Origin of the sequence: Corynebacterium sp. 122RC1, from assembly GCF_024580955.1 — a bacterium.
GTDB lineage: Bacteria > Actinomycetota > Actinomycetes > Mycobacteriales > Mycobacteriaceae > Corynebacterium > Corynebacterium kozikiae.
In genome coordinates this window covers 58,540-82,145 of the sequence record NZ_JANIKD010000013.1, presented here as the reverse complement: position 1 = coordinate 82,145, position 23,606 = coordinate 58,540, and the positions used below count along the sequence as shown (strand labels likewise).

Sequence of the window (23,606 nt, the reverse complement as noted above, 5' to 3'; positions counted from 1 at the left end):
AGATTCTCCGCCAGAATACGATCCTCAACCAAGCGGACCACACGGTCCTTCGCATCCTGATCAAACTTCTTTGGCATGTTCCAGATTTTCCCATCTACTCAAACGGAACAAAACCCGGGACACTTCAAAACACCACAGACAAAAACGCTAAAAGGCGTCGATATTTCACCATCGTTTTCACAACTTTCCCCAAATTAAATGCGAGACAATGCCCTGCCTCCTGCCATTAGCCAGTGACCTTAACCGACCTACACAAATCCTGCTCGGCGAGGAAGAAAAAAATTACAGGCCCTACCTAAAACGGAGGTAATCCCCGGTTCCGGCAGCGCTCCGCAGAGAGGAGCTGCAGCAGGGGTCCTGGATCAAATGCAGGGAAGCCGAACGGGGGCAATATTCAACCACCCCCATAAGGGTGAGTAAAACCCTCGTGAACTGGCCAAATAAAGTGTGTGATCACTCACCTATCATATGACCGAATTTATCCTTGTTTCTTTTGAGATTTTGGCTCTATACTTTCGCTCAACCTCAACGGTTTTTCACTCAATAACTTCCCTGGAAAGGCAGACGGTATTGCACCTCTTCCGCTCCAGCACCCGGCACGTCTCTGACCGCCCACCGGTGCTGTAAAGAACTCCCCATCACTCCTCGCCACCGTGTCCATGAGTGCCCATCGGCATTGCCGATGGGCAACATCCGGTAGAGCGCGGAGCCGCGGCGGCATGTTCGAGCGCAGCCAAAATCCAGGCAGCCATTCAGGAAGCAAACGAAGCAGCAAATCAGGCAGTACCTCTTGCTGCTCGTCACTGCACGCTCATGTTCACCACCTTAGGTGGCCCTTCTGGCACGCCTTACGCAGCGCTGCCCACATTTGCTGCAGCTCTCCTATCCCCCGCGGCAACCCCTTTCATTGAAGTTTTTTCCCAAGGAGTTCCCCATGAATGCTCACACCCCACAGAACCCACAGAGCCCACAATCCCAAAAGGGCCAAACCAATTCCGCATCCCACACTCCGCTTGCCAATAGCGCTGACGTGGAGGAGGTGCTTTCCGCAGCCATTGCCCGTGCGCACGATTGGCTCGCTGAGACGGACAACGCAGCTTCCAAGAAGGAAGCGAAGAACACCGAGCAGCTCGCCGCACTGGTTCGGGATAAGGATGGCATTGCCTTCACCATGGGTTTTGTGGATAAGGTTGCCCGTCCAGAAGACAACAAGGTGGCGGCGAAGGAGCTCGCCAACCTCGCCTCCCCATTCTCCAAGCACTCCGTGCTGCCTGACTTCATCGGCCTGGTAGACAAGGGCCTGGTCACCGCTGGTTCCCTCGCCGCGCCGGTGCTGCCGGGCGTCGTGATGCCTCTTGCGCGCAAGCGCATGCGCCAGATGGTGGGCCACCTTGTCCTAGACGCCGAAGGCAAGGCGCTCAACGCCAAGCTCGATGAGGCAAAGCGTGAGGGCTTCCAGCTCAATCTGAACCTGCTCGGTGAGGCAGTGTTGGGTGATGACGAGGCGAAGTCCCGCCTTGAGCGCACCCGCCAACTGCTGCAAAACCCACGTGTGACCTATGTTTCCATCAAGGCTTCCTCGGTGTGTGCACAGCTCAACCCTTGGGACATTGAGGGCAACACCGAGCGCCTGAAGGATCGTCTGCGCCCGCTGTACCGCGAGGCCAAGAAGCGCAGCCCACACGCCTTCATCAATATGGACATGGAGGAATACAAAGACCTCACGCTGACCATTCGCTTGTTCAAGGAGCTCATGATTGAAGATGAGTTCCTGGATCTGCAGGTGGGTATTGTGCTGCAGGCCTACCTGCCGGACACCTTCGACGCCCTGGTTGAGCTGGCGGAGTTCGCCAAGGAGCGCCGCGCAGCAGGTGGCGCACCAATCAAGATTCGCCTGGTCAAGGGTGCAAACCTCTCTATGGAGCGTGTGGATGCGGAGATGCACGACTGGGCGCTGGCCACCTACTCCAACAAGGCGGACGTTGATGCGAACTACTACCGCCTGATGGACTACATCCTGCAGCCAGAGCACGCAGACAACGTGCGCATTGGCGTGGCTTCCCACAACCTCTACACCGTGGCTCTTGCTCACGAGCTGGCAACCCGGCGCGGCGTAGCGCACCAGTTGGACATTGAGATGCTGCAGGGCATGGCACCTGCACAGTCCCGTGCTGTGCAAAAGGTTGTGGGTGGGCTGATCCTGTACACCCCAGTGGTCCACGCTGAGGACTTTGACGTTGCCGTTTCTTACCTGGTGCGCCGCCTGGAGGAAAACGGAGAAAAGCAGAACTTCCTGCACGCGCTGTTTGCTCCTGAGGTTGAGGGTCCGGATCACCTCACCCCATTGGAGTCTCAGGAGCAGGCATTCCGCACTGCTGTGGAAAACCGTTGGACAACTGTGGCGGGGCCAAACCGTAAGCAGGACCGGAACAATGAGTCCGGCATCCAAAGCCACGCGACCACCAGCCACTTTGCCGGCGAGCCAGACACCGACCCATCTCTGCAACAAAACCGCGACTGGGCGCTGAAAGTACTGGCCGCCGACCCAGGTGAGCGCGTTTCCCCTGAGATCACGGACCCAGCGCAGATCGACGAGTTCGTGGCGAAGGCCCGCGAGCTGGGTACTGAGTGGGGCGCAACCACCGGCGAAGAGCGCGCGCAGGCACTCGAGGCGATTGCTAACAAGCTGGCGGACCACCGCGGCGAGCTGATGAACGTGATGGTGCATGAGTCCGGTAAGACTGTGGCCGAGGCTGATCCTGAGCTTTCCGAAGGCATCGACTTTGCCATGTACTACGCCCAGTCTGCCCGCGAGCTGGATAAGGCACGCTCCAAGTTCACCCCGTACAAGGTTGTGCTGATCACGCCTCCTTGGAACTTCCCAATGGCGATCCCAGTGGGTGGCGTGTTCTCCGCACTCGCGGCGGGTGCGGCTGTGATCATCAAACCTGCTCCTCAGGTGGTGCGGGTGGCTGAGGTTGCCGTGGACGTCATCCGCGCTGGTCTCAAGGAAGCAGGCCACAACCCTGACCTGGTGCAGTTGGTCAATGCTGATGAGGCAGAGGCCGGTAAGCGTCTGGTGTCTCATGAGGACGTGGACTCCGTGATCCTCACCGGCGCTTCCGATACCGCTCGCCTGTTCCGTTCCTGGAAGCCAAAGATGGTGCTCAACGCGGAGACTTCCGGTAAGAATGCCATCATTGTGACTCCTGCGGCTGACCCAGACCTGGCAGTGGCTGACGTGTACAAGTCTGCATTCGGCCACGCCGGTCAGAAGTGTTCCGCCGCCTCCTTGGTGATCCTGGTGGGTTCCGTGGGAACCTCGGAGCGCTTCATTAACCAGTTGCTGGACGCAGTGCGCACCCTCAAGGTGGGCCCCGGCTCAGACATCTCCACCACCATGAACGGCATCATCGAAGCCCCAGGTGAGAAGCTCAAGCGGGGCCTGACTCAGCTCGAGCCGGGCGAAAAGTGGCTCATCCAGCCGCGTCAGCTCAACGACGAAGGCACCTTGTGGAGCCCCGGCGTGCGCGACGGCGTAAAGCCCGGTTCTTGGTACCACACCAACGAGTGCTTCGGCCCAGTCCTCGGCATCATGCGCGCGGACACCCTGGAGGAAGCCATCGAGTGGCAAAACTCCACCGGCTACGGTCTCACCGGCGGCATCCACACGCTCGATCCAGAGGAGATCGCGTACTGGCGCGAGCATGTTGAGGTGGGCAACGCCTACATCAACCGCGGCATCACCGGCGCGATCGTGGAACGGCAGTCCTTCGGCGGCTGGAAGGATTCCTCCATCGGTTCCGGCGCCAAGGCTGGCGGCCCGAACTACGTTGCGCAGCAGGGTACATGGGCTGAGGGCAACCTGGATTCCGTCCCAACCGCTTCCCTACGCCCAGAGATCACCCGTGCCCTGCGTGAGGTGGAGCTTTCCGACGCAGACAGCGCCTGGCTGCGCAAGGCTGCCTACCTGGATGCGGCTGCTTGGAATGAGGAGTTCGGCATTGAACACGACCGCACCGGTTTGGTCAGCGAGTCCAACGTGTTCCGCTACCGCCCACTCCTGCAGGCATTGGAGGTTCGCGTCGGCGCGGGCTACAAGGAGCGTGACCTGCTGCGCCTGAAGCTGGCTGCCGCGCTCACTGGCTCCCCTGTACGCTTCAGCGCCGCCGAGGAAATTGCCGCAGTGGCCGGCGTTGAGGCGATCGGGGACGCTGACTTCGCCGCGCACGTCGAAAAGCAGACATCCACCCGAGTCCGCACGATTGGCGAGGTAGACGAGGCGCTCTACGCTGCTGCTGCACAGTCTGGCTCGGTAATCCTGGATCAGGAGGTCCTTGCCGACGGCCGCCGTGAGCTGCTCCCGTTCTTGCTGGAGCAGACCGTGACGGCAACCCGCCACCGCTTTGGTGTGATCTCCCCGGAGCTTGCGCCTGAGAACGTGTAGCCGCTGCGCTCACAACCGCCCCATGGGACACCGGAGTTCCTGTGGGGCGTTCTCTATTTATGCAGCTCCGTTGGCCAATTGGGGCCCGTGTGGCATGATTAAGCGCGATGAACAACATGAACGACCCCAAAGACCTCTCCAATTTGTTAGACCGTGCCGTGGAGGCCTCCGAGCCGCTGGCCGCCAAGCCGCATGAGGAAGACCACCTGACTACCCCACGCCGGGACCGCGCTGACGTGCTCGGTCAGGACGCCCGCTGGGCTGCTGGTTGGGCGCTGCGTTTCATCATCGTGGTCATTGCCTCCGTAATTCTTTGGCGTGGGCTCGCCGCCATTTGGGTGGGCCTGCTGCCAGTGATGTTGGCTATTTTGGTGGCCACCGTGCTGTGGCCGCCGGTGGCGTGGCTGCGCGCGCGAAAGGTGCCACCGGCGCTTGCGGTGATCATTGTGATTGTTGCGTTTTTTGCGCTCATCGCGGGCGTTGTTTCGGCTATTGCGCCGAGCGTGGCTTCGCAGTCACAGGACCTCATCAACCGTGCGAGCGAGGGCATCAACCGTATTCTGCAATGGCTGCAGGGCCCGCCACTGAACCTGGACACCAGCACGTTTGACCAGTACCTGGATCAGGCCCGCGCTTGGGTGCAGGGACAGTCCTCCAACATTGCCTCCAGCGTGTTCTCTGGTGTGTCCGTTGCTGGTTCCATTGTGGTGACTATGGTGCTGGTGCTGGTGCTCACCTTCTTCTTCCTGAAAGACGGCACCAAGTTCCTCCCAATGGTGCGCCGCATGACCGGCCCGAACGTTGGTTGGCACCTTTCTGAGGCCCTAACCCGTGTGTGGAACACCCTGGGTGGATTCATCCGTACTCAGGCGATTGTTTCCTTGGTGGACGCTGTGTTCATCGGCATTGGCTTGGTGGTGCTGAACGTACCTTTGGCCCTGGCGATTGCCGTACTCACCTTCTTTGGTGGCTTCATCCCGATCATCGGTGCGTTCACCGCAGGCACTATTGCCGTGGTGGTGGCATTGGTGAGCAATGGCTTGACCAACGCATTGTTGGTACTTGGTTTGATCATTTTGGTGCAGCAGATCGAAGGCAACGTGCTGCAGCCAATTTTGCAGTCGCGTGCCATGAACCTCCATGCCGCAGTGGTGCTGCTTTCCGTGACGGTAGGTTCCGCCTTGTTCGGCATCATCGGTGCCTTCCTCGCTGTGCCGGTTGCCGCCACCATCGCCGTGTTGATCCGTTACCACTCTGAGCTGGTGGGTCTGCGCGCTGGCGAGATCACCTTGGATGACATTGAGATGGCCACCAACGGCGTGGGTGGCCCACAGACCACTCCCCAGGAGGCGTGGGGTTCCTTCATGGAACGCCTCAACAAACTGAGCTTGCGCAAGCAGAAGAACACCAACGTGGTGGCGGAAAGTAAGCCATTGAGCTCTACTGAGGCCGCGGCGGAGGATTCGGCCGGAGATAAGTAAACCGCGCTTGAGCTGCCGCAGCTGCCGCCTTCACCACTGAACACCCCTCCACTGTTGGGCCACCGATTGACTCCCAACAGCGGAGGGGTTTCGTGCTTACTGAATGCCTTGGCTGGACAGGTTGAGCTGGAGAACCTGAAAGTCATTTACCGCGAGACGGCCCTTAGGTAACTAGGAGGAAAAGCCTCAAACTAACAGCCATTCGGCAGCGAGCGTTCACCGCTCGCGCAACCCCGCTAGACATTCGCGGTAGCGTTGCTCCACCACGGGAGCGAGCCGTGCCCCGAGCGGCTCGCCTACCGTGACCCCCTCCAGCTCTGCCTGAATCACCTGGTCAAGCAGCAACCCATGAGTCACAAACAGTGGAACCACGTGGAGGGAACCATGTTGAGCACGAAGCGCCTCCAGGGCTGCCACACCACCCCGGGTGGCCGCCACGGATTCCATGCCAAGGCTCGAGGCCAACGCATCCACCGCCTGGTTGGCACTTTCCACGCTGGAACCCACCGAATACAGCACATTCAGCACACCCGGTTCCGGGGACAGCGTTGGGCGCAGAACCTCCGCAAGCTCAACGCCGGTACCCAAGCCCGCGCTGATATGCAGCGCAAGGCCCAGTGCTTCCTCGGCTTCACGGACCACCCTGGGGACGTCGAAACGCGCATGGAACGCGTGCGTAAACAGCAGCGGCACCACAATGGCTTCGCGGTGCCCCGCCTCGCGCACGAGGCCCGCGGTGTGCTGCAGGTCCTGGCCGGAGAAGTCCAGGTGTGCAACGAATGCTGGCTCCTCCACGGCGGCGGCGAGCGCCTCAACCCCGGCATCCGCGTGGGGGTGCCGGGAACCGTGGGAGAGCAGGATCAGCGCGGTCATTTAGCGCAAGCGCTTACCCACGAGGCCGGCTGCCAGGGTGTTGCCGCTGGCTTGGTCGATCACGAGGAAGGATCCCACCGCGCCACGCGCCGCATAGTCTTCTACCGGCAGCTCTTGGGCCAAGTCAACGCGCACATGGGCAATGTCGTTGAGGCCAAAGCTCTCTGGTGCCTCGTTGTCCGCTACGCCGTCGATGTCCAGGACACGGGACACCTCTGCAATGCGGCCCTTAAGCAGGGAGGTCCCGTAGCGAATCTTCACCATAAGCCCTGGGGTGATGTTGCGCTCGGTGAGGCCCACCACGGTGGCATCGAAGGAACGCACGTCTTCTGGGCGCTGAGGGCCGGCAATCAGGTCCCCGCGGGCGAGGTCAATTTCCTCGGCCAGGCGAAGCACCACGGAATCACCCGCTTGAGCTTGGGAAACCTCACCATCGGCGGTGTCAATACCCACCACTTCGGTGCTACGACCATGCGGCAGGTACACCGTCTGACCAACCTCAACGGAACCAGCGGTGACCAGGCCTGCGTAGCCGCGGTAATCGGTGGCGTGCTCGCGGATCACGTATTGAATCGGCAAACGGAAATCCAGCTCGTGGGCACGGCCATGGGAAACCTCAACGGTTTCCAGCAATTCCAACACGGTGGAACCGGTGTACCAAGGCATGTTTTCGCTCGGCTCCACCACGTTGTCACCCTTCAGCGCAGAAATTGGCACCACATGGGTAGCGTCAATGCCCAAGCCAGCGGCAATAGTGTTGAACTCTGCCTCGATGGCGCGGAATGTCTCCTCGGAGTAATCCACCAAGTCAATCTTGTTCACGGCAAGGATCACGGTGCGAACACCCAGTAGGGCGGCAACGGTGAGGTGGCGGCGGGTCTGCTCTACTACGCCGTGGCGGGCGTCGATCAGCAACACCACCACCTGGGAGGTGGAAACGCCGGTAACCGTGTTGCGGGTGTACTGCACGTGACCTGGGGTGTCTGCCAGGATGAAGGTGCGGCGGTCGGTGGCAAAGTAGCGGTAGGCAACGTCGATGGTGATGCCCTGCTCGCGCTCGGCTCGCAGGCCGTCTACCAGCAAGGAAAGGTCCAGGCCGTCAAAGCCGCGGTCCTGGGAGGTGCGCTCCACGGAGGCGAGTTGGTCTGCCAGCACACTCTTGGTGTCATGCAGCAGGCGGCCCACGAAGGTGGATTTGCCGTCATCCACGCTGCCGGCGGTGCACAGACGCAAAGTCTCACGCTGGGCAAGGCGTTGCGTTGCAGTTTGCTGGTCCTGGTTCAATTGCTGAGTCTCGGCGGTCATCAGAAGTAGCCTTCCTTCTTGCGGTCTTCCATCGCGGATTCGCTCAGGCGATCATCTGCGCGGGTTGCGCCGCGCTCGGTCAAAGTAGAGGTGGAGATCTCAGCGATCACCTGGTCAATGGTGGTGGCGGAGGAGAGAACGGCGCCGGTGCAGGACATATCGCCCACCGTGCGGTAGCGCACCTGCTTGGTTACCAGTTCCTCGCGGTCAGTTGGCCCGCCCCACTCGCCTGGGGTGAGCCACATGCCGTCGCGCTCAAACACCTCACGCTCATGCGCAAAGTAGATTGCTGGCAGCTTGATGCCGCGCGCGCCGATGTACTCCCAAATGTCCGCCTCCGTCCAGTTGGAGATGGGGAACACGCGGATGTTTTCACCCGGCAGGTGGCCGCCGTTGTAGAGGTTCCACAGCTCGGGGCGTTGGCGTCGGGGATCCCAGCCACCAAAGGAATCACGCACGGAGAACACGCGCTCCTTTGCGCGGGCGCGCTCTTCATCGCGGCGCGCACCACCGAGCACAGCGTTGTAGCCCTGCTCAGCGATGGTTTCCACCAGTGGCACGGTCTGGAGTGGGTTGCGGGTGCCGTCGGGACGCTCCTGCAGCTCGCCGCGGTCAATCCAGTCCTGGACCTTGGCCACACGCAGGCGGGCGCCAGTTTCCGCTACCAGGTTGTCGCGGAACTCAAGCACCTCGGGGAAGTTGTGGCCAGTGTCCACATGCAGCAGCTCAAACGGCACCGCCGCAGGGGCAAAAGCGCGGCGGGCCAGCTCAAACACAACTACGGAGTCTTTGCCGCCGGAAAACAGCAGCGCAACCTTATCAAACTGGCCGGCTACCTCACGCAGGATGTGAATAGACTCGTTTTCCAGTTCCTTGAGGTGCGGGGAAAGTGGGGTGTGATTCATGTGAAAGTGTTTCCTTATGGGTGTGCAGAGCGCAAAATAGGCGGCAATTCAGGCGAACAGGCAAGACCAATCAGGCAAAACCAATCAGGCCAAAAACCTAAGTGTGCAACCCACACTCGGTCTTGGTGCTGCCGGCCCAGCGGCCTGCGCGCGGATCTTGTCCCTCCTCCACTGGCAGGGTGCAGGTGGCGCAGCCAATAGATGGGTAGCCCTGTTTAGTCAGCGGGTGGATGATGAGCTGCTCGCGCTCAATGAACTCATCGGTTTCCTCCAGCGTCCAAGTGATGATGGGGGAAATCTTGAGCCTGCCCGTTGCATCCAAGCTCAGCGCTGGGGCTGTGGCACGCGTGGGGCCGTCGGCACGGCGAAGCCCCGTCACCCAGCCTGCGTAGGGGCTCAGGGCAACGGCGAGCGGTTCAACCTTGCGCATGCGGCAGCAGGCGGTGTTGTTGCGGCTGTACAGCGCGGGGCCGTAAACCTTGTCTTGCTCTTCGCGGCTGAGCAGGGCCTTGGCGCGGACCAGTTGCTGTGGGTAGCGCTGCTCCACTTGGGCGGCTACGTCCATGGTTTCGGGGAAGTGGAACTCAGTGTCCAAGAAGAGGAAGTCAGAGTCCGGCAGGTGGCGGGCGGCGAGCTCCGCAAGCACGGTGTTTTCCATGGAGAGCGTGACCACGAGCTTGCCCGGCGCGTACTCGTGGGCCCATTCGAGGATGTCCTGCGCGGAGGCATCGTAGAGCTTGCCGGCCCACTGTTCCACGAGCTCGGCATTGCGCGCAGCGACGGCGGGGTCGAGCGGCTCCGAGCTGCGTGGCCCCTCGGGGCTGATCGCTGGGTCGCGGTAGTTTCCGCTGGTCAGTAGGTTCATCGCTTCGCTCCTAGGGAGGCTTTGAGTGCGTCGCTTGCCGACGCCGACGGGGCTGGTCTGTGCTTAGGGTCATCCTGCCCGTGAAACATCACAGAGAATACGCGTAGGCAATCCTGACAGTTCCAGGCGAACTCAGTTTCTTCATCCGGGAACAGTTGCGTACCTGCGCAGTACGGGCAGTACTCGGGGTGATTACGGTTAGGGTTGGGTTTGCGGCGCATACTCACTGCAGGTCAGCCTCATCCGCGCGCAGGACCCACTCACGGAACTGCTCACCTTCGGTGCGCTGCTGTTTGTACTTTTCCACCAGGCGCACCACGTAATCACCAACTTCCACGCTGGTCACCTTGTGTCCGCGCAGCTTGCGGCCAAAGTCCGGGTTGAGGCCAAGCGCGCCGCCCAGGTGCACCTGGAAGCCTTCCACGCGGTTGCCATCCTCATCGGTCACGGTCTGGCCCTTGAGGCCAATGTCCGCCACCTGGGAGCGGGCGCAGGCGTTAGGGCAGCCGTTGAGGGAAATCTTCAGCGGCACGTCCAGGTCCCCCAGGCGCGCCTCAAGGTCGTCCACCAGCTCGATGGCGCGGGCCTTGGTGGTCACGTGTGCAAGCTTGCAGAACTCCAAACCGGTGCAGGAAATGATGCCACGGCGGAACTCGCTGGGCTTGGAGTACAAACCAGTGGCGTCCAAAGCTGCGGAGAGCGGCTCGATCTGCTCTTCTGGCACGTCCAGGAACAGCAGTTCCTTGTCTGGGGTGGTACGCAGGCGGGTCAGGCCGAAGTCTTCCGCTACCTGGGCGATCTCAATGAGCTGCTCGCCGGTTGCATGGCCCACGGTGGGCTTCACGCCTACGTAAAAATTGCCGTCTTTTTGGGGGTGGACCCCCAGGTGATCCCTGGAGCCTGGGTTGATTGGGGCGCTGGGGCCGTCGATAAGCGGCGCTGTGAGGTATTCCGTTTCCAGGACCTCGCGGAACTTCTCAATGCCCCACTGAGCCACCAGGAACTTCAGGCGCGCGCGGTTGCGCAGGCGGCGGAAGCCATAATCACGGAACAGCCCAGCCACACCGGCCCAGACCTCGGGAACGCGCTCGATTGGCACCCACGCGCCCAGGGACTGGGAGAGCATAGGGTTGGTGGACAGGCCGCCGCCCACAAAGCATTCAAAGCCGGGGCCGTGCTCGGGGTGCTCCACGCCAATGAAGGCGATGTCCTGGATCTCGTGGGTGATGTCCTGGCGGGCGTTGCCCGAGATTGCCGACTTAAACTTGCGCGGCAGATTCACGAACTCCTCGCGCATGAGGTAGTTCTCCACGATTTCCTCGATGGCGGGAGTGGCGTCAATGATTTCATCAGCCGCGATGCCCGCTACGGGGGAACCCAGGATCACGCGGGGGACGTCGCCGCAGCCCATGAGGGTGGAAAGGCCCACTGCCTCCAGCTTTTCCCAAATGGTGGGCACGTCTTCAATGCGGATCCAGTGGAGCTGAATGTTTTGGCGGTCGGTGAAGTCCGCGGTGGAGCGCGCGTAATCGCGGGAGATCTCGCCAACCACACGGAGTTGCTCTGGGGTGACGCGCCCGCCATCAAAGCGCACGCGGAGCATGAAGTACTCATCTTGGAGCTCGGAGTTTTCCAACTGCCCGGTGAGCTCTCCGCCCAGATCTTGGCGGCGCTGGGTGTAGAGGCCGAGCCACTTGAACCTTGGCGCCAGGTCCTCCGCCGGGATGGAGGCGAAGCCCTGCTTGGAGTAAATATCAATCACTCGCTGGCGGGCAGAGAGGCCGTCGTCTTCCTGTTTGATACGCTCATCAGCGTTCAGCGGCTCGGTGCCGTCAATTTTCCACTGGCCTTCCGGCTTGCGTGCGCGGGTTGGGGCTGACATGGCGCTCCTTGCTGGATACTGGGTGTGTAGTTGCTCGTGGTGGCAGCGGTTGCGTACCGACGTCACCAACTTGCCGATTTTGGTTGTGGAATCACTCACCACCAAACTTCTGCAAAACCTATCTGTACCGAGCGGTCTATGCAATTAGACCTACCGGTCTACTCCCCATTTATACAGCTTGGGCGCGTACAAATGTGAATAAAAATGGTAGAAAAGTTTGCAAGGAAGATTTTTTCCACCTAGCTTTTAGACCACTTGGTCTATGAACGGAAATGGAGTTCCAAGAAATGAATGCACCCTTGAAGGTTGCCGTGATTGGCGCCGGCCCCGCCGGCATTTACGCCTCTGACCTGCTGGCAAAGAACGCCGCGGGCGAGATCCACATTGACCTCATCGAGCAGATGCCAGCCCCCTTCGGCCTGATCCGCTACGGCGTGGCCCCTGACCACCCACGCATCAAGGGCATCATCACCTCTCTGCACCGCGTGCTGGACACCCCTAACATCCGCCTGCTGGGCAACATCCACATTGGGACGAACCTCACGGTGGAAGAACTCCTTGATCACTATGACGCTGTAGTCTTTGCCACCGGCGCAGTTGCAGACCGCGACCTGAACATCCCAGGCTCCGACCTTGAAGGCAACTTCGGCGCAGCGGAGTTCGTGGGCTTCTACGACGGCAACCCACGCTTTGAACGCTCCTGGGACCTCAGCGCCAAGCAGGTAGCCGTGATTGGTGTGGGCAACGTGGGCTTGGACGTGGCCCGCATTTTGGCCAAGACCGGCGACGAGCTGCTGGTCACCGAAATCCCGGACAATGTGTACGAGTCCCTGAAGCAGAACCAGGCCGAGGAGGTTCACGTGTTCGGCCGTCGCGGCCCAGCACAGGCCAAGTTCACTCCACAGGAGCTCAAGGAGCTGGACCACTCACCAAACATCAATGTTGTGGTGGACCCAGAGGATATTGACTACGACGCCGCCTCCGAGCAGGCCCGCCGCGACTCCAAGTCCCAGGACTTGGTGTGCCAGATCCTGGAACAGTACGCCATCCGCGAACCCAAGGAAGCACCGCACACCTTGCAGATCCACATGTTTGAAAACCCTGTGGAGATCTTGGGCAAGGACGGCAAGGTAGTGGGCCTTCGCACCGAACGCACGGAGCTGGACGGCAATGGCGGTGTACGCGGCACCGGCAAGTTCACCGACTGGCCTGTGCAGGCAATTTACCGCGCCGTGGGCTACCGCTCCGACGCCGTGGATGACGTCCCATTTGACCAAGAGCGCGCCGTGATCCCTAACGACGGCGGCCACGTGCTGGACGAAGCGGGCAACATCGTCCCAGGCCTGTACGCCACCGGCTGGATCAAGCGTGGCCCAGTTGGCCTGATTGGCAACACCAAGTCCGACGCCAAGGAAACCACGGACATGCTCTTGCGCGACGCCGCCGAGGGCCGCCTCACCCCAGGCAAGGATGGCGACATCACCACCTTGCTCACCGAGCGCGGCGTGGAATACACCACCTGGGAAGGCTGGCATCAGCTTGACGCCGCCGAGCGCGCCTTCGGCGAGGCCGAGGGCCGCGAGCGCAAGAAGGTTGTGGAGTGGGCTGACATGGTGGAGCACTCCCGCAGCTAAGCAGTTCATTGGGTGTTGGGGCCTGGCTTCGATTGCTTTCGGAGTGAGGCCCTTTTTTTGCTGAGCACGGTTGATCGGAACTTAGGTACAGCGCGTGGCGCGGGCCCCGGCAACCCCACTCCCGCTCCCTCCCCTCACCCAAGCGCAACAACCACGCACAAGCCGCACGTTGCCAGCGCGCTGAAACACACCAGCTCCGCCGCCGGCTCGTAGCGCCCGCTCAAGATCCCACGTGATTGCCGCAGGTAGCGGCGCATCCAGGTAAGCGCCACAGGCAGCAGCATCGCGAGTGTGAGCACCCCAAACACCCAGGATGCTGCACCAAAACGCAGGTGCAACAGCGCGAGTGTGATCAGTGCAAGCAGCGTGCGATCCCAGGCGAGCAGCGTGCGCTCAGGCTGCCTGCCGGGATCATCATGCGGCGCCCGCACCAACACTCCAGAGAATTACGGCGGCCACGAGCACAGCGGTGCCGACGAGCACAGCGCCCCCAGGCACGGGCAAAGAGCGGCCCTCGCGCATCGCACGTTCCACCCGCACCCACCTGATCAGCGCCGAAGCGGCCACCAGGAAACCGAAAATGGGTAACACCAAAGCAAGGATTTCCCACTGTCTTACCCCTTCCTGCGCCAGTGGGGCGGCAAAGGCATCGGCGGCAATCCCGCCTGCGAGAAGGGCCAATGCGGTACGGATCCACGCCAGGAAGGTGCGCTCGTTGGCTAGGGTGAAGCGGGGGTCGGGGTCACTGCCTTTGGGAAAGAGGAGTTTGCTCAGCGCCCCGCGCTGATCGTCCATGTGGTCCACGAGTTCCTCCTCAAAATTCCCGCAACTGTACAGCTCGGTCTAGAATTTTATTCATATTCACGAGCCAGTGACCAGCATAAAACATGACCCCCTTCCTTACTACAGACTGCTTAGTTCTATACTCGCAGACAGCTCAGTCTAGTAATTGGATCAAGGAAAGGATGCCCATGCCTCACAAAGCACCTCGCATAGCAATTGTTGGCGCAAACGCCCGCGGCCTTTACACCTTGGATCTGATCATGCGCTGCAACCCCACCATTGAGGTGGAACTCATCGACTCCCTTCCAGCACCCGTAGGAATCGCAGCACTGCGCACCAGCCACCCACTCGCTCGTAAAATCCGTGTGACCGGCAACGTTTCACTCAGTCCCCAGGAACTCGAAGCGGCGTTTGATGCGGTGCTCACCAGCGAGCGTGACGTCGAAAAGGCTCTTGCTGCCACCTCTCGCCCCCTGCCTGATTTCCACACCTTTCTCCGGGAGCGCGGCGTCCCCTTCACGCCTTGGATCGGCACGCTGGACATTCCCAGCGACCGCACCCTGGCTCAGTGGGAAGAGTTCGTGGCCACGGCGCATGGCGCTCCGGTGTGCTTCTAGTGTCTACTAATACCCATGCCCGTTGAATATCTCATTGGCACCATCGGCCTTGTACTCTCCCTGCCCGCGTGGTGGATCTTCCTCAGCGCCTGCTTGAAGCTCTACCGGACTATCGCTGCGGGTGAACCCTCGCCGGGGCGCACCAACCGCCCGCTGCGCCGCGGCGCGCAGACGCTGAAGGAGGCCTTCTTCCACACGGAACTGATGCGCAAACCGGCGGTCGCCGTGGCGCACTGGTTTGTGATGCTGGGGTTCTTGCTGGGCGTGGTGGTGTGGTTTGAGGCCTATATTCAAACGTTTAACCCCGCCGGCGGCTGGCCGCTGCTCAAGGACTGGGGCGTGTACCACTTCCTTGAGGAAGTGCTCGCCGTGGGCACCACGCTGGGTATTTTGTTCCTCATCGCGGTGCGCCTGGTAAGTGGCGGGAAGGATCGGGTATCCCGCTTCTACGGGTCCAACGCCCGCGCCGCCTACTTTGTGGAGGCCGTGGTGCTTCTTGAGGCGCTTGGCATGCTGGCCGTGAAGGCAGGCAAGATTGCCACCTTTGGCCACGGCTCCCCGGTCACAGATTTCCTCACCATTCACCTTGCGGCTCTGCTGCCGGCAAGCTCCGTAATGGTGAGTGCGTTCGCGCTGGTCAAGCTGCTCACCGGCATGCTGTGGCTCGCGGTGGTGGGCCGCCGCATCACCTGGGGTGTGGCCTGGCACCGCATCCTGGCGTTTTTCAACCTCTTCTTCCAACGCAACCCAACGGGCGAAAAGGCCCTGGGTAAGCTCACGCCCATGGTGTCCAAGGGGCGCGAACTCACCTTGGAGACGGTGGATGATGAGGACGTGTTGGGCGTCGGATTGCGTGAGCACGCGCCGTGGAAGATGCTGCTGGACACCGCAACCTGTACCGAGTGTGGCCGCTGCCAGGACCAGTGCCCCGCGTGGCACACGGAAAAGCCGCTAAGCCCCAAGCTGCTGGTTACGGACCTGCGCGACGTCCTTTTGGACCCCGAGGGCAGCAAGCTCGTCACCAATGAGGACGCCCTGTGGTCCTGCACTAACTGCGGCGCCTGCGTGGAGCAGTGCCCGGTGGACATTGAGCACATTGACCACGTTGCCAACATGCGCCGCTACCAAGTGCTCAGCGAATCCGAGTTCCCCGGCGAGCTGGGGAGCCTGTTCAAAAACCTTGAGGTCAAGGGCAACCCTTGGGGCCGCAACCAGGCGGAACGCGCCTCTTGGATCGAGGAAGCTCGCCGCGACGGCATTGAGGTCCCGGAGGTTGGCGACGGTGACTTCGAGTACCTGTTCTGGGTGGGCTGCGCAGGTGCTTTTGACGACGCCGGCCGCCGCACCAGCCGCGCGGTAGTGGAGTTGCTGCACACCGCGGGTGTGAAGTTTGCTGTGCTCTCCAAGGGTGAAACCTGCACCGGTGACCCCGCCCGCCGCGCTGGCAACGAGTTCCTCTTCCAAATGTTGGCCGCGGAAAACGTGGCAACCCTTGACGAGGCCTTTGCCCAGCACCCCAAGGGGCAGCGCAAGATCATTACCACCTGTCCGCACTGCTTCAACACGCTGCGCAACGAGTACCCCGACTTTGACGGACACTACGACGTCTTCCACCACACCCAGCTCCTGAACCGCCTGGTCCGCGACGGCCTGCTCACCCCCGTTTCCCGCGGCCCCGAAAATCGCAAACCAATCACCTACCATGACCCCTGCTTCCTGGGCCGTCACAACAAGGTGTTTGATCCACCACGAGAACTCATCGAGGCCGCTGCCGGTACCGGCGCGCTCATCGAGATGCCGCGTAACCGCAACGAAGGTTTCTGCTGTGGCGCAGGCGGTGCACGCATGTTCATGGAGGAAAACCTGGGCACGCGCATCAATGAAAACCGCGCAGCTGAAGCAATTGGCACCGGCGCCGCCGAAATCGCCGTGGGTTGCCCATTCTGCAACACCATGATGGTCGGCGGCGTGAAAGCGGCTGGTGCCGGCACGGGTTCCGACGCCACACCGCAGGTCAAGGACGTGGCGCAAATGCTCCGCGACTCCATCCTCACCACCGACGGCACCCTCCCCACCCCACGCACCCCCTCCTACCTTGACGAACCCATCCGCCACGCCCTACCCACCGGGCCTACACAGGAGAAGGGCACCAAAAAGGGCATCGGTCAGGATTCAGCGGGCGGAGCCGGCGCTACTTCGCCGGCAGCGGTAGCAGGAGCGAAGCAGACGGCACCACCTGCGCCCGCAGCACCTTCTGCCCCTGCTGCTCCTGTAGCTCCGGCAGCTCCGGCAGCTCCGGTAGCTCCAGTCGTGTCAGTTCCTTCTGTACCAGCGCCAGCTGCGCCTGCTGTGCCAGCCGCACCGGCAGTGCCCGCTCCCGCTAGCCCGACTGTGCCGATACCTCCGGTTGTTACCGCGCCTCCTGCCCCAGCACCTCAAGTACCCGCCGCTCCCACAGCTCCTGCCGCTCCTGCCGCTCCGGCAGCCCCGGTAGCTCCGGTTGCTCCATCTGTTTCGGTACCGGCCCCACCTGCTCCACCGGCAGCTCCCGCGGCGCCACCAGCCCCGGCCAGCCAACCAACACCGGCAGCGCCACCTGCTCCACCTGCTCCACCGGCAATCTCAGTACCTGGCGCGCCCACAGTATCTGCACCGCCCGTGCCTCCAACACCTCCGTCTTCTCCGGCGCCTGCAGTTCCGGCTGTGCCACCAGTGCCTTCAGCTCCAGCAGCCCCCGCCGCACCTTCTGTTTCAGTACCTGTGCCACCCACACCACCAGCGCCAGCCACACCACCAGCTCCCCCGGCTCCTCCGGCTCCAGGTGTACCACCGGCACCTGGGACGTCGGCACCTGTACAGGCACCGATCGCACCACCGAAGCCGGAAGCCACACCCTAAAGGCGCACCAGCGCCTGAATTGGAACCGGAACCAGCTCCGGCACCGGCACTGGAACCGACACCAGCACCCCTCTAGTAACCGAGCTTCTATTCCATCAACATGCTGGTCACAAGCTCGGCTATGGCGGAGCGTTCAGAATGGCGGAGGTTGATGTGGGCAAACAGGGGGTTGCCTTTGAGTTTTTCGATGACGGCTTGGATGCCGTCATGGCGGCCTACGCGGAGGTTGTCGCGTTGGGCGACGTCGTGGGTGAGCACCACACGGGAGCCTCGGCCGAGGCGCGAAAGCACGGTGAGGAGGACGGTTCGCTCAAGAGATTGGGCCTCGTCCACGATCACAAAGCTGTCATGCAGGGAGCGTCCGCGGATGTGGGTTAGTGGCAGAACTTCCAGAAGGCCGCGCTGTTCCACCTCGGCGATCACGTTGTCACTCACTATGCCCTCGAGAGTGTCGTAAACCGCCTGGGACCAGGGCGCCATCTTCTCCGATTCGCTCCCCGGAAGGTAGCCCAAGTCTTGGCCGCCTACCGCGTAGAGCGGGCGGAACACCACAATGCGCCGCTGTGTGCGCTGTTCCAACACGGCGTCCAGACCGGCGCACAGCGCGAGTGCGGACTTCCCAGTACCCGCCGGCCCGCCGATAGACACGATCCCCACTTGCTCATCGGTGAGCAGGTCAATGGCAATGCGTTGCTCATCGGAACGCCCCCAAACGCCAAACACTTCTTTGTTCGGCACCGGCCGCACACTACCGCCGTGCCCCACACGGGCCAAGGTGCCGTCGGAAAGCTTGAGGCCGCAGTGGATGGGGAGCGTGGCGGGGTCGGTGGGTTCTTCCACAAAGCCGCTGTAGCCGCTGAATTGCACATCTTGGGCGCGGTAATCCTCAGCGGGCAGGCCCACGGCGCCGGCTTTGACGCGCAGCGGGATGTCCTTGGTCACCAGCACCGCGTCCTCAATGCCGAGGGCGCAGGCGAGGATGCGGTGGTCGCCGGAAGGTTCACGCATCGCGGAGGGCAGCACCTCCATGTTTTGGTTGTTCAGCTCCACCCGCACCGTGCCTTGCTGGTTGTTCGCAGGCACCGGCTTGTGCAACGTGCCATGTTCCACCCGCAGTTCCTCCAGGTGGCGCAGCGTTTCGCGGGCAAACCAGCCGAGTTCAGGGTGGTGGCGTTTGGCCTCAAGCTCGTTGATCACCACCAGCGGCAGCACCACCGGGTGCTCGGCAAACTTGGTGAACGCCCAAGGGTCGGACAACAACACGGAGGTATCAAGCACGTAAGTGGTCACATGTGTGCACACTACGCAGCCGTTCCGGAAGCAATGAGGCCGGGAAGTTGCCTGCCGGTGAATGAGCTGTGAATTTCCTGACCCCTCCCCTCTACGGCCAATTCTCCACTAAAATCTTGAAACCATGACCTCCCCCTACTCCCCAGACTTCCGGATCAGTGACACCGAACGCGAGCAAGCGATCAATGATCTGGGGGCGCACTTTGCCCAAGGGCGGCTCTCCATGGAGGAGTACGAACGCAGGCTTACCGACGCCACCAGCGCCGTCATGCGCTCAGATCTACAGGTGCTGTTCCAGGACCTGCCAAACGGCATCGCGCGGCTCGGGGAGGCTGGGCGCGCCTACACCGCCGGGGAAATTGAGGAGCTGCGCCAACGCGGGCGCCATACCCGCGCAGGCATCATGGGGCTGACCACCGTGGGTGCCTTTGTGGGCAGTATTGCGTTTTCCACGATTCCCCAAGCAGGAATCCTGATTCCATCACTAATGGCCCTCATCCCCATTGTGTTCATCCTGCTCTACGTGATGAAGGTGGGGCCAGACAACTGGTACACCCCGAGCGCCCGCGCACTGGAACGTGAGCGCATGCGGGAACTGCGCATGATGCAGCAGCGCCAACTCATGGCCAGCCAGGCGGTGCTCGTGCAGCAGCGCGCAGAGCAAAAAGCCATCCGTCAGCAACGAGCTGCAGAGCTGAACAACACCGCGTTGGAGATCACCAACGATCTGCTGAAACGCTTTAAGCGCTAAAGCACAAGCGCGGACGCTAGAATTGGCGGGGTGACTGAGAAAAAGCAGCAGAAGCCAACACGCCAGCAGGCCCGCAGGAGCCGTCGGATCTTCGATCAATCGGAGAAGATGAAAGACGTCCTGTATGAAATCCGTGGCCCCGTGGCGGAGGAAGCTGAGCGCCTTGAGCTTGACGGGCACAGCATCCTCAAACTCAACACCGGCAACCCTGCCCTGTTTGGCTTTGATGCCCCAGACGTGATCATGCGAGACATGATTGCGGCCCTCCCCACCTCCCAGGGCTACTCCACTTCCAAGGGCATTATCCCTGCGCGCCGCGCGATTGTGACCCGCTATGAGGTGATTGAAGGCTTCCCGCAGTTCGACGTTGACGACGTCTACCTGGGCAACGGCGTCTCCGAGTTGATCTCCATGACCACCCAAGCGCTGCTCAACAATGGTGATGAAGTGCTGATCCCCGCACCGGACTACCCGCTGTGGACCGCCGCTACTTCCCTGGCCGGCGGCAAGCCCGTGCACTACCTCTGTGATGAGGAGGACAACTGGAACCCCTCCATTGAGGACATCCGCTCCAAGGTCACGGAAAAAACCAAAGCCATTGTGGTGATCAACCCCAACAACCCAACGGGTGCGGTGTACTCCCGCAAGGTGCTGCAGGAGATTGTGGATATTGCCCGTGAGCATGACCTGTTGATCCTGGCCGATGAGATCTATGACCGCATCTTGTATGACGATGCCGAACACATCAACATCGCCTCCCTGGCACCGGACCTTTTGTGCATCACCTACAACGGCCTATCCAAGGCCTACCGCGTGGCAGGCTACCGCGCCGGCTGGATGGTTGTCACCGGCCCAAAGCAGTACGCCAAGGGTTTCATCCAGGGCCTGGACCTGCTCGCCGGCACCCGCCTGTGCGCAAATGTACCGGCACAGCACGCCATTCAGGTGGCACTTGGTGGGCGCCAGTCCATCTACGAACTCACTCGCGATGGCGGGCGCCTGCTGAAGCAGCGCAACGTCACCTGGGAAAAGCTCAATGAGATTCCTGGTGTGAGCTGCGTCAAGCCCATGGGTGCGCTCTACGCGTTCCCCAAGTTGGACCTCAACTATTACGACATTCACGATGACTCCCAGCTCATGCTGGACCTCCTGCGCGCAGAGAAGATTCTCATGGTGCACGGTTCCGGCTTCAACTGGCCAAAGCCGGATCACTTCCGCGTGGTCACGCTGCCTTGGGCCCGCCAACTGGAAGATGCCATCGAGCGCTTGGGGAACTTCCTCAGCAGCTACAAGCAGTAATTCCTATGCTAAGCCGCAGAATCCTTTCAGCGTTTCTCCTGCTCAGCGCGCTGGCTACCGTGGTTGGCACCTTCCTGTTGTGGCCGCGCGGTGAGCCGAATGTGAGCCCAAACTTTGCGCAGACTTTCTCCCTGGGCCAAGAACAGGTTCAGGGAGAGGTGGTGGCGGTAACTCCTGGCGCATGTAATTCCGATGCCGCCGGGAGTACCTTTAGCACCTCACCCAAAGTAAGTCCGGGTGCAGGTACCGAATGCACGTGGAACATCGTGGAGATCGCCCCGGAAACGCGCACTCTCATCATCAATCACTCCCAACCCGGCGAACCGGACCTCCAGGTGGGGGACTCAATCAAGATGCTGGTGGGTAGCGCCGAGGATGGCAGCACACGCTACGCATTTGCGGATTACGAGCGGACTTCGGTGTTGCTGATGTGGGGTGCACTGATTGCGGCGGCCCTGGTGGTGTTTGCGCTGTGGCGCGGGGTGCGGGCGCTGATAGGCCTGACGGTGACTTTGGCCATCGTGGCGGTGTTTGTACTGCCAGCGATTGTGCGAGGCACTTCCCCGCTGGCCATAGCCATTGTGGGTGGCGCGCTGATCCTCACGGTGGCGGTGCCGCTTGTGCATGGGCTGACGTGGAAAGCGTGGAGCGCCTTGGGTGGCACACTGATGGCTCTTGGTGTGGCAGCGGTGTTGGCGCATCTGGCCATTGACAGCACGCACCTGCGTGGCCTCGCTGATGAGGACAACCTCCAACTGCTGCTCTATTTGCCGGATGTGTCCATTACCGGCTTGATGCTCTGTGGATTCATTATCGGCGCGTTGGGGGTGATGAACGACGTCACCATTGCCCAAGCCTCCACCGTTGCCGAACTCGCCGAACGCGACCCCCACGCCACCCCCACCGAACTGTTCCGCGGCGCGATGTCCGTGGGGCGCGACCACATCTCCTCAATGGTCTACACCCTAGTTCTCACGTACACCGGCGCATCACTTCCAATGTTGCTGCTGCTCAGCATCGCGGACCGCCCCCTCGGCCAAACATTGACCAGCGACATCATGGCCACCGAACTCCTCCGCTCAGGGATCGGCGCACTGGCCCTCACATTGGCGGTACCACTAGCCACTGCCTTGGCGGCATTCACGGTGCCAGAACGCACATCGCGTACCGACGCCCCCAGCGCCCCACACCCCAAGACTGCTAGGGGGAGGCACCGCAGCAGGGGCTAAAAGGTGCGGCCCAACGCCTTGTAATCCCAGCCCGCCTCAGCCCACATGGAGGAGTCAAGGGCGTTACGGCCGTCGATCAGCACTGGGGTGCGCACCCAGCCGCGAACCTGGGTGGGATCCAGCTGTACAAACTCATCCCACTCAGTAGCAAGAATCACCAGGTCAGCGCCCTGGAGTGCTACCTCGGCGGATTCAGCGTAGTGCAGGGTGGGGAAGATTTTCCGGGCGTTGTCCATTGCTTGGGGATCAAACACCGTCACCTGGGCACCCTTGAGGGAAAGCTGCCCCGCCACGTTGAGGGCGGGGGAATCGCGCACATCGTCCGAGTTTGGCTTAAACGCGCAGCCCAGCACCGTGATGGAGGCACCAATCAAGTGGCCACCCACGGCACGTTTTGCCAGATTCACCATGTGCTCGCGGCGGCGCATGTTGATGGCGTCCACCTCCCGGAGGAAGGTCAAGGCCTCAGTGGCGCCCAGCTCACCGGCGCGGGCAATGTATGCGCGGATGTCTTTGGGGAGGCAGCCGCCACCAAAGCCCAATCCGGCGCCCAGGAACTTGTGGCCAATGCGATCGTCGTAGCCGATGGCACGCGCCACCTGGGTGACGTCGGCACCTGCTGCCTCGCACACCTCACTGACCGCATTGATGAAGGAAATCTTGGTGGCCAGGAACGCGTTGGCAGAAACTTTCACCAGCTCAGCCGTGGCCAAATTGGAAACCAGGAAAGGAATCCCCTGCTCAAGTGGGGTGGCGTACACTTCCCGCGCCACCTGCTCCGCCTCGCCGCCAGGGCGCACACCGAGCACAATGCGGTCCGGGGTGATCGTGTCTTTCACCGCGTAGCCCTCACGGAGAAACTCAGGGTTCCACGCAATCTCCACGCTCGCCCCTGGCCGGGCTAAAGAATCCGCCAGTTCCTGAAGTTCGGCGGCAGTACCGACGGGCACCGTAGACTTCCCCAAGATCACATGGTGGCCCTCAAGGTGCGGCACCAACTGCTCAACCGCAGAACGCACATAGCGCAAATCCGCAGCGTATGAACCTTTTTGCTGCGGGGTACCCACACCCAGGAAATGCACGTTTGCGAACTGCGCCGCCTGCGCAAAATCCGTGCTGAACGCAAGGCGTCCGGCCTCCCGGCCCCTGCTGAGCACCTCCGGCAAACCGGGCTCGTAGAACGGCACCTCCCCCTTGGAAAGCAAGGCAATCTTGTGCTCGTCTACGTCAATCCCCAGCACTTCGTGCCCAAGTTCCGCCATACATGCTGCATGGGTTGCACCGAGATAACCGGTGCCAATCACGGTCATTCGCATAGTTATAACAACTAAAGGCCTCACATGAACA

At 61.5% G+C, this 23,606-nt stretch carries 18 protein-coding genes; 8 read left to right on the top strand and 10 right to left on the bottom strand.

The genetic code is table 11. The features are described from left to right. Positions 1–934 precede the first annotated feature (934 nt). Positions 935–4,447: a bifunctional proline dehydrogenase/L-glutamate gamma-semialdehyde dehydrogenase gene (locus NQ050_RS07775; RefSeq protein ID WP_257038718.1), complete on the top strand. Its 3,513-nt coding sequence runs from the start codon at positions 935–937 to the stop codon at positions 4,445–4,447. Positions 4,448–4,554: 107 nt separating this feature from the next. Further along, positions 4,555–5,928, top strand: a complete 1,374-nt coding sequence (locus NQ050_RS07770) for an AI-2E family transporter (protein WP_257038717.1) — start codon at positions 4,555–4,557, stop codon at positions 5,926–5,928. A 216-nt stretch (positions 5,929–6,144) separates the two neighbouring features. Here the strand turns inward: NQ050_RS07770 and NQ050_RS07765 are convergent, their stop codons facing one another. From NQ050_RS07765 to NQ050_RS07740, 6 genes are all read right to left on the bottom strand, one after another. Continuing rightward, on the bottom strand, positions 6,145–6,801 hold the full coding sequence (locus NQ050_RS07765; RefSeq protein WP_257038716.1) for a sirohydrochlorin chelatase: 657 nt from the start codon (positions 6,799–6,801) through the stop codon (positions 6,145–6,147). Further along, positions 6,802–8,106, bottom strand: coding sequence for a sulfate adenylyltransferase subunit 1 (locus NQ050_RS07760; protein ID WP_257038715.1), 1,305 nt, complete (start codon positions 8,104–8,106; stop codon positions 6,802–6,804). It lies immediately after the preceding gene. Beyond that, positions 8,106–9,011, bottom strand: coding sequence for a sulfate adenylyltransferase subunit CysD (gene cysD, locus NQ050_RS07755; RefSeq protein ID WP_257038714.1), 906 nt, complete (start codon positions 9,009–9,011; stop codon positions 8,106–8,108). The genes NQ050_RS07760 and cysD overlap by 1 nt, the downstream gene beginning before the upstream one ends. A gap of 97 nt (positions 9,012–9,108) precedes the next feature. After that, complete coding sequence (locus NQ050_RS07750; RefSeq protein WP_257038713.1) at positions 9,109–9,876, bottom strand: phosphoadenylyl-sulfate reductase; 768 nt, start codon at positions 9,874–9,876, stop codon at positions 9,109–9,111. Beyond that, on the bottom strand, positions 9,873–10,103 hold the full coding sequence (locus tag NQ050_RS07745; RefSeq protein WP_257038711.1) for a hypothetical protein: 231 nt from the start codon (positions 10,101–10,103) through the stop codon (positions 9,873–9,875). Before NQ050_RS07745 ends, NQ050_RS07750 begins: the two co-directional genes overlap by 4 nt. After that, a complete protein-coding gene (locus NQ050_RS07740; protein ID WP_257038710.1) occupies positions 10,100–11,758 on the bottom strand; it encodes a nitrite/sulfite reductase in 1,659 nt (552 codons plus the stop codon). Before NQ050_RS07740 ends, NQ050_RS07745 begins: the two co-directional genes overlap by 4 nt. Positions 11,759–12,045: 287 nt before the next feature. On the opposite strand from NQ050_RS07740, the gene NQ050_RS07735 reads away from it, so the two are divergent. Next, complete coding sequence (locus NQ050_RS07735; RefSeq protein ID WP_257038709.1) at positions 12,046–13,392, top strand: FAD-dependent oxidoreductase; 1,347 nt, start codon at positions 12,046–12,048, stop codon at positions 13,390–13,392. 134 nt (positions 13,393–13,526) lie between these two features. On the opposite strand, the gene NQ050_RS07730 is transcribed toward NQ050_RS07735, so the two are convergent. Together NQ050_RS07730 and NQ050_RS07725 are read right to left on the bottom strand one after the other, a co-directional pair. Then, a complete protein-coding gene (locus NQ050_RS07730; RefSeq protein ID WP_257038708.1) occupies positions 13,527–13,823 on the bottom strand; it encodes a DUF202 domain-containing protein in 297 nt (98 codons plus the stop codon). Then, a complete protein-coding gene (locus tag NQ050_RS07725; protein ID WP_257038723.1) occupies positions 13,807–14,187 on the bottom strand; it encodes a YidH family protein in 381 nt (126 codons plus the stop codon). The genes NQ050_RS07730 and NQ050_RS07725 overlap by 17 nt, the downstream gene beginning before the upstream one ends. Before the next feature lie 176 nt (positions 14,188–14,363). On the opposite strand from NQ050_RS07725, the gene NQ050_RS07720 reads away from it, so the two are divergent. Next, positions 14,364–14,792 (top strand): oxidoreductase, encoded by a 429-nt coding sequence (locus NQ050_RS07720; RefSeq protein WP_257038707.1) that lies wholly within the window; start codon positions 14,364–14,366, stop codon positions 14,790–14,792. 9 nt (positions 14,793–14,801) lie between these two features. After that, entirely contained in the window at positions 14,802–17,690 is a 2,889-nt protein-coding gene (locus tag NQ050_RS07715) for a (Fe-S)-binding protein (RefSeq protein ID WP_257038722.1), read from the top strand. A gap of 87 nt (positions 17,691–17,777) precedes the next feature. Here NQ050_RS07715 and NQ050_RS07710 read toward each other — a convergent pair whose 3' ends face one another. Then, complete coding sequence (locus NQ050_RS07710; protein ID WP_373456425.1) at positions 17,778–18,992, bottom strand: PhoH family protein; 1,215 nt, start codon at positions 18,990–18,992, stop codon at positions 17,778–17,780. A 112-nt stretch (positions 18,993–19,104) separates the two neighbouring features. On the opposite strand from NQ050_RS07710, the gene NQ050_RS07705 reads away from it, so the two are divergent. From NQ050_RS07705 to NQ050_RS07695, 3 genes are all read left to right on the top strand, one after another. Further along, positions 19,105–19,731 carry a DUF1707 domain-containing protein gene (locus NQ050_RS07705; RefSeq protein ID WP_257038705.1) on the top strand — a complete coding sequence of 209 codons (627 nt, stop codon included), beginning with the start codon at positions 19,105–19,107 and terminating at the stop codon, positions 19,729–19,731. A gap of 108 nt (positions 19,732–19,839) precedes the next feature. Further along, positions 19,840–21,030: a pyridoxal phosphate-dependent aminotransferase gene (locus NQ050_RS07700; protein ID WP_257038721.1), complete on the top strand. Its 1,191-nt coding sequence runs from the start codon at positions 19,840–19,842 to the stop codon at positions 21,028–21,030. A 5-nt stretch (positions 21,031–21,035) separates the two neighbouring features. Then, positions 21,036–22,259 (top strand): YibE/F family protein, encoded by a 1,224-nt coding sequence (locus NQ050_RS07695; protein ID WP_257038704.1) that lies wholly within the window; start codon positions 21,036–21,038, stop codon positions 22,257–22,259. Here the strand turns inward: NQ050_RS07695 and NQ050_RS07690 are convergent. Beyond that, complete coding sequence (locus NQ050_RS07690; protein ID WP_257038703.1) at positions 22,256–23,575, bottom strand: UDP-glucose/GDP-mannose dehydrogenase family protein; 1,320 nt, start codon at positions 23,573–23,575, stop codon at positions 22,256–22,258. The genes NQ050_RS07695 and NQ050_RS07690 overlap by 4 nt on opposite strands. Positions 23,576–23,606 lie beyond the last annotated feature (31 nt).

What these genes read in the sequence shown, in the direction of transcription:
- NQ050_RS07775 (WP_257038718.1), top strand. Translation starts at nt 935, where the DNA reads ATGAATGCTCACACCCCACAGAACCCACAGAGCCCACAATCCCAAAAG.
- NQ050_RS07770 (WP_257038717.1), top strand. Translation starts at nt 4,555, where the DNA reads ATGAACAACATGAACGACCCCAAAGACCTCTCCAATTTGTTAGACCGT.
- NQ050_RS07765 (WP_257038716.1), bottom strand. Translation starts at nt 6,801, where the DNA reads ATGACCGCGCTGATCCTGCTCTCCCACGGTTCCCGGCACCCCCACGCG.
- NQ050_RS07760 (WP_257038715.1), bottom strand. Translation starts at nt 8,106, where the DNA reads ATGACCGCCGAGACTCAGCAATTGAACCAGGACCAGCAAACTGCAACG.
- cysD (WP_257038714.1), bottom strand. Translation starts at nt 9,011, where the DNA reads ATGAATCACACCCCACTTTCCCCGCACCTCAAGGAACTGGAAAACGAG.
- NQ050_RS07750 (WP_257038713.1), bottom strand. Translation starts at nt 9,876, where the DNA reads ATGAACCTACTGACCAGCGGAAACTACCGCGACCCAGCGATCAGCCCC.
- NQ050_RS07740 (WP_257038710.1), bottom strand. Translation starts at nt 11,758, where the DNA reads ATGTCAGCCCCAACCCGCGCACGCAAGCCGGAAGGCCAGTGGAAAATT.
- NQ050_RS07735 (WP_257038709.1), top strand. Translation starts at nt 12,046, where the DNA reads ATGAATGCACCCTTGAAGGTTGCCGTGATTGGCGCCGGCCCCGCCGGC.
- NQ050_RS07725 (WP_257038723.1), bottom strand. Translation starts at nt 14,187, where the DNA reads ATGGACGATCAGCGCGGGGCGCTGAGCAAACTCCTCTTTCCCAAAGGC.
- NQ050_RS07720 (WP_257038707.1), top strand. Translation starts at nt 14,364, where the DNA reads ATGCCTCACAAAGCACCTCGCATAGCAATTGTTGGCGCAAACGCCCGC.
- NQ050_RS07705 (WP_257038705.1), top strand. Translation starts at nt 19,105, where the DNA reads ATGACCTCCCCCTACTCCCCAGACTTCCGGATCAGTGACACCGAACGC.
- NQ050_RS07700 (WP_257038721.1), top strand. Translation starts at nt 19,840, where the DNA reads ATGAAAGACGTCCTGTATGAAATCCGTGGCCCCGTGGCGGAGGAAGCT.
- NQ050_RS07695 (WP_257038704.1), top strand. Translation starts at nt 21,036, where the DNA reads ATGCTAAGCCGCAGAATCCTTTCAGCGTTTCTCCTGCTCAGCGCGCTG.
- NQ050_RS07690 (WP_257038703.1), bottom strand. Translation starts at nt 23,575, where the DNA reads ATGCGAATGACCGTGATTGGCACCGGTTATCTCGGTGCAACCCATGCA.